The sequence below is a fragment of the Bacillota bacterium genome, assembly GCA_012842395.1.
Lineage (GTDB): Bacteria > Bacillota > SHA-98 > UBA4971 > UBA4971 > UBA6256.
In genome coordinates, this window is sequence record DUSX01000053.1 from 1 (window position 1) to 4,961 (window position 4,961).

At 58.3% G+C, this 4,961-nt stretch carries 5 protein-coding genes and 1 pseudogene; 2 read left to right on the forward strand and 4 right to left on the reverse strand.

Annotated elements, in window-relative coordinates:
• The 4 genes and pseudogenes from GX515_13290 to GX515_13305 form a co-directional block, all read right to left on the reverse strand.
• Positions 1 to 166, reverse strand: a 166-nt coding sequence (locus GX515_13290; protein HHY33968.1) for a hypothetical protein, incomplete at its 3' end; no start/stop codon positions are given.
• Between the two features lie 61 nt (positions 167 to 227).
• Positions 228 to 1,313: an ABC transporter permease gene (locus GX515_13295; GenBank protein HHY33969.1), complete on the reverse strand. Its 1,086-nt coding sequence runs from the start codon at positions 1,311 to 1,313 to the stop codon at positions 228 to 230.
• Complete coding sequence (locus GX515_13300) at positions 1,310 to 2,158, reverse strand: ABC transporter ATP-binding protein (protein ID HHY33970.1); 849 nt, start codon at positions 2,156 to 2,158, stop codon at positions 1,310 to 1,312. The genes GX515_13295 and GX515_13300 overlap by 4 nt, the downstream gene beginning before the upstream one ends.
• Positions 2,159 to 2,896: 738 nt before the next feature.
• Positions 2,897 to 3,185: pseudogene (locus tag GX515_13305) on the reverse strand (ATP-binding cassette domain-containing protein).
• Between the two features lie 422 nt (positions 3,186 to 3,607).
• Here GX515_13305 and GX515_13310 point away from each other — a divergent pair.
• Both GX515_13310 and GX515_13315 read left to right on the forward strand, forming a co-directional pair.
• Positions 3,608 to 3,952 carry a hypothetical protein gene (locus GX515_13310; GenBank protein ID HHY33971.1) on the forward strand — a complete coding sequence of 115 codons (345 nt, stop codon included), beginning with the start codon at positions 3,608 to 3,610 and terminating at the stop codon, positions 3,950 to 3,952.
• Positions 3,953 to 4,426: 474 nt separating this feature from the next.
• Positions 4,427 to 4,961 (forward strand): 4Fe-4S cluster-binding domain-containing protein (locus GX515_13315; protein HHY33972.1); only part of this gene is annotated, 535 nt, incomplete at its 3' end.

A 4,961-nucleotide genomic window follows, 5' to 3' on the forward strand; every position in this document is an offset into this window, starting at 1 on the left:
CGCAGCCGATCAGGTAGAACACTATGAACGGATAGCCAGCTACCATCAACTGGTGCGCCGTCCGCAGCTTCGCCCGCGACAGCTCGATCAGCACGTAGACAACCCACTCCACGAGGAACAGCATCTTCAGCTTCGTCGGCTTGAGGAATGTCCACATCGCAAGCATAGAACCATCCTTTCGGGGCAGGCACTCGAGAAGCCCGCCGTATGTTCTTCTCCAGCGGCCTTCAGAAGCTGTAGCTTCCTCTCCGTCGTAATGCCCAGACCGCAACAATGAAGGCAACAGCCGTGCTTACCAGCAGAATCGCGAGGTTTCCCCACACCTTCGCGGTAGACGCTTCGCCAGCCAAGGATAGACTCAGAGTGTCCACGACATAGTATGTGGGGATAAGCCGCACAAGGGTCTGCAGGATAGGTGGCAGACCCCGAGTCACAAAGAGCCAGCTCGGCAGCAGCAAAACCACCAGCGGGATAGTGCTCCAGGTATTCAACTGAAGCACATTCCTGAAGAAAGTGCCCAGTAGTAGCCCCACCGGCACGGTGAACAATGAACCCAGAAACAACGCGAGAAGAGTGATATCCCAGTTCCCCTTCCACCCGTTGTTGAGGCTCAGCACTACTCCTGTTATCGCCAGGCTGCATATCAGTCCTGTCAGGGCCTTGCCGACCACGATATCAGTCGGCCCTGCGGGTGACACCAGCAAGAACGACAGAGTACGTCTCTCCTTCTCTTCTACGAGCAACAGCGGTATTATCAGCATGCCGGTTGCCACCACAGAGAGCAGCACTATCACGATCAAGACGAGATCCCGATAGTTGCGCACCTGAGTCTGGGGTTCTGCGGGAGCACCTATATCGACCCATGCGATTCGCGCAGGCGGAGGAGTCAGGCGCATTATCTGTTCTTGTACAAGGCTCTGGAAAGCGCGTCGCTTGACCTCGTCCTGCTCGTAGTTGATGTAAGCAGCAAGCTCAGGCTCCTTTCTTGCCTCCACAGAAGCATCGAAGCCGGACGGGATCGCAAGCCCTCCTGCTGCGCCATTCTCTCGCACGCTTTCGGCTAACTGGGAACCCGAGTCTACCTCGAGCATCCTCACATTCGGGACCTCTCGTAGCGCCGCCACAAGGCGGGAATGACTCGGGTCGTAGGCAACGATGGTCAGTTGCTGCAGGTCTGCAGAATGGGAGGGTAAGACCAGCTTGAGGAGGAGCGCAACTCCGACGGGCAATGCCAGAAAGGCAAGGAGAAACTGGTTCCTGATCGCGTCAGCCAGATCTTTGCGCATTATCGCCAAAATCGCTCGTATGTTCATTCTCGCACCCCTCGCCCGGTGAGCTTGATGAAGACGTCCTCCAGCGTGGCCTCCAGGGAATGTAGCGTAAGAATCTCGCCGGATGCGACGAGTTCGCTCAACCGTTGTCCATCGGTCTGGTTGCCAATGGAAAGGCTCAGGACTCTTCCGTCCACGAGTTTTGCCTGCAGACGCCGTTGACCATGGGCGAGTTTGAGTTGTTCGGGACTGTCCAGCGCCACAATGCGCCCCTGGTTGAGGAAGGCCACCCTGTGACACAATTGATCGGCTTCCTCCATGTAGTGCGTAGTGAGAAAGACTGTTACGCCCTCACCGGCCATGCCTTTGACCAGGTGTCGAATCTCCTGGGCTATGTGAGGGTCCAGCCCTCTCGTGGGTTCGTCAAGGAACAACACCTTTGGACGATGAAGCCAGGCACGGGCAAGCAGCAGGCGCTGTTTCATGCCGCTGGAGTATGTCCTCACCAGGTCTTTGGCCCGCTCGCTCAGTCCAACCTGCTCGAGGACCTCGTCCACACGGGGTTTAGGTACCGAGTATAGTTGCGCGGCAAACGCCAGATTCTCGCGGCCCGACATACGCTCATACAGATTTTGGTGTTCAAACACCACGCCAATCTGAGATTTGAGACGTTTCTCTTCGCCTGGTATCCTCAGGCCCGCCACGCGGATGTCGCCCGCTGTGGGACGCAGTTGGCCGGTAAGCATGCGGATGGTGGTCGTCTTGCCTGCCCCGTTCGGTCCCAAAAACCCGAAAACCTCTCCCTCTCTTGCTGCGAAGGTGACGTCGTCCACAGCACATAACCTGTTGAAGCGGCGGGTCAGGTTTTCAACCTCAATAGCGTTCATTTCGCTCTCCCTTCCGTCATACCCGAACACTAGAAGTCCGCTCCGAAACCGCCGGTGCCGCGTCCATGGGACAACCGGTACGCCGCCTAGCTCCGGATTTGTGGCCTGAGCCTGCAGTCGCCAGAGTCGTGCGCAACTCTCGGAGCACGCTTCTAGGGGCCTTCTCCGTTGAGGACGACACGCACAGAGCGCGTTCACTGTCTACAAGAGTCCGGTAAGCATGACGCACCCCCTCGTATGCCATGAGCAGCACCTGAAGAGGAGCGCCCGACGAAGCGGTGGTCACGGGGCTGTTACTCGGGACCACGCGCACCGTCACACATTCGACGCCAGTGCCGGGGGTCCTTTCCTGTTTGCCTCACTCACTGAGTGAGGGTGTCGTTTGCTTACGGCCACGACCCCGATCGTTCGTCTGCCGAAAGGTGCTTCCCGCTCCGAATCTGACCAGGAGATTGTCAAGGCAGTGAAGGACCAGGCTGTACTTGGCCGCCGCAGGTGCCGGTACAATCACTGCTGTGGTTGTTCTCCGGAACTCTTCGGACTCCTCCGCCACCCTACGGCGAGGACTCGCCCTGCCAGAGAAGCTCGCCACGCCCGCCAAACCGGATGACGTTTCGTATCTAACAGGGTACTACTGAGCCTCCAAAGATGGCCAAAATGCCACTCGGGCAGGGCGCCGCAACCGGAGCGAGGAGGACAAGAGCCTCAGTTCCTGGCTTCAGCCGCAGGCAAGCTCAGTTAGCAACGTGCGCTCGCGTACCGCACCGCCCTGCCGCCGTCCAGGCGGATTTCCACATCCGTCAAGCTCGTCAAGCTCGCAAGGTCCGCATCGTGGGTGAGGATTATGCAGATCCTGCCGGAGAACAGCCTATGCACGACTTCCCTCAGCAGCGCGCGCATCTCCTCATCGAGGTGGGCCGGCCGTGGCTTCATCGAAAACGATGACATCAGCTTCTTGCGACAGCGCACGCAGAGTGGCCACGATCTGCCTCTGCCCACCGGAAAGCCGCCTGGCGCCTTCGCCCACCTGGGTGGCAGACCTTGAGGCAGCCGCTCAAGCAGCCTTGCAACAACCGGCGTCTCCTCCTCGGCCTTCGCCAGACTCAAGAAGCAGGCAATCGTCTTTCTTTGCGCGGTCACGTTCGTCACAGTACAGGTGTTTCCTGCTGGAGGTATGCATAGACTTCACTGTATCCCTTACTAGTGTTTGCTCACCCCGCCGCCATGTCTACCTCCTCCCGTACAGACGCCGCTGAGCGATATGGGAATTGGTGTTCCCATTACCGGCGGCGTCACACCAGCACCACCACCAGCACCACCTTCAGATTCGGGGTATGTCTTGGCCGATCTCCGCGAACATTTTGGAGGTCTCCGGCAAATATATGGGTGGGAAGTCGACACTCGTCCATAGACCCGGGCTCCAAGCCTTTCCGGAGGGAGGAAGCCACCATGTCGTCAAGTTTTGGTGACCGTCGTCCTGACCTTCCTGCATCGGCTCAACAGCCGGTGGCGCGTGCGCCCGGGCGTGTCGAGAGGGGCAACGACATGGTTGACTGGGTCGACCTCGTTGCACGGTTGACCGCTGGTGAGCTGCGAGTGCTTGCGGCTCTCATCGGCGACCCCGCACGCACAACCTTTGAAGCTGCTCGCTTATTGTGCGTGAGCAAATCCTGCATCAGATTCCACCTGGGGAACATCTATCGTAAAACGGGTGTCCGCAACAAAGCATGTCTCCTGCTCTTGTGTAAAGAACTTGGATTCGACCGAGTAGCCGAGAGGTTTCTATCAGACTAGGCTGACCGCAGACAGGGCGGCCGATCCCGCGTCGCGGACAGTCATCTTTTGGAGCATATGTATAAGCAGCTGGCGGCCGATGCTGCCGCATTCAGCTGAATAAGCAGAGAAATGCGGGGAAACCCACATCAGTTGCCACCGGGCATGCGGCCGGGCGATACAGGGAAGGTGTCACAGCGCTTGCTAACGTGAGCGGGGAGTCACTGCCAGCGAGCTTGGTGTTGTCAGACCCGACGGCGTTGGGGAGGCTATGGGCGGGCCGGTCATTGCAGCGGCGCCCTCCCAAATCGGTTACAAGGCGGGCTCATGCGTCGGTGCCGGCACCCATGCGACCGTGACGGTTCCGGACCTAGACAAGGCTGCCCCACCGAACATGGGGAAGATCCGGTGTCGAAGATCTTGGGAGAGTCTCTTTCCCCGAGCGTGGCTTAGGGTGGCATAGAGAGAAAATAGCGTAATAAGGAGGGTCGCTTGGTGAAGGCATCCGCTTACAATCATTTCATACGAGCAGGGAACAGGACACTCGCGTACAACGCGGTCTCCAACGGTCTCGCCCTCATCGATGATGAGGTGCTGAAGGCTCTTCGGTCGCCTGAGAGCATAGATCCTCTGATCCTATCCCGTTTGCAGGGCGAATCCGCGACCCTGTTACGGGAGCTAAAACGCGGGCGCTTCGTGATCGAGTCCGACTTCGACGAAGTCGAATACCTCAGACTGCTGTACAATCGGGCGAAGTACGACGTCGTTGCGGCGGGTCTTACGATAGCTCCGACCCTCGACTGCAACTTTAACTGTCCGTACTGCTATGAGGAGCAGCGGTCATCTCGGATGACGGATGAGGTCAAACAGCATCTCTGCCGATATGTGGCTCAGATCGTCAAGGTGGCCAGGTCGTTTCAGGTAACGTGGTACGGTGGTGAGCCTCTTCTTTGCCCCGATGTTATCGAGGAACTCAGCAAGGAGTTCTTGAAAGCCTGTGAGGAGAACCATTGCGCGTACCACGCAAGCA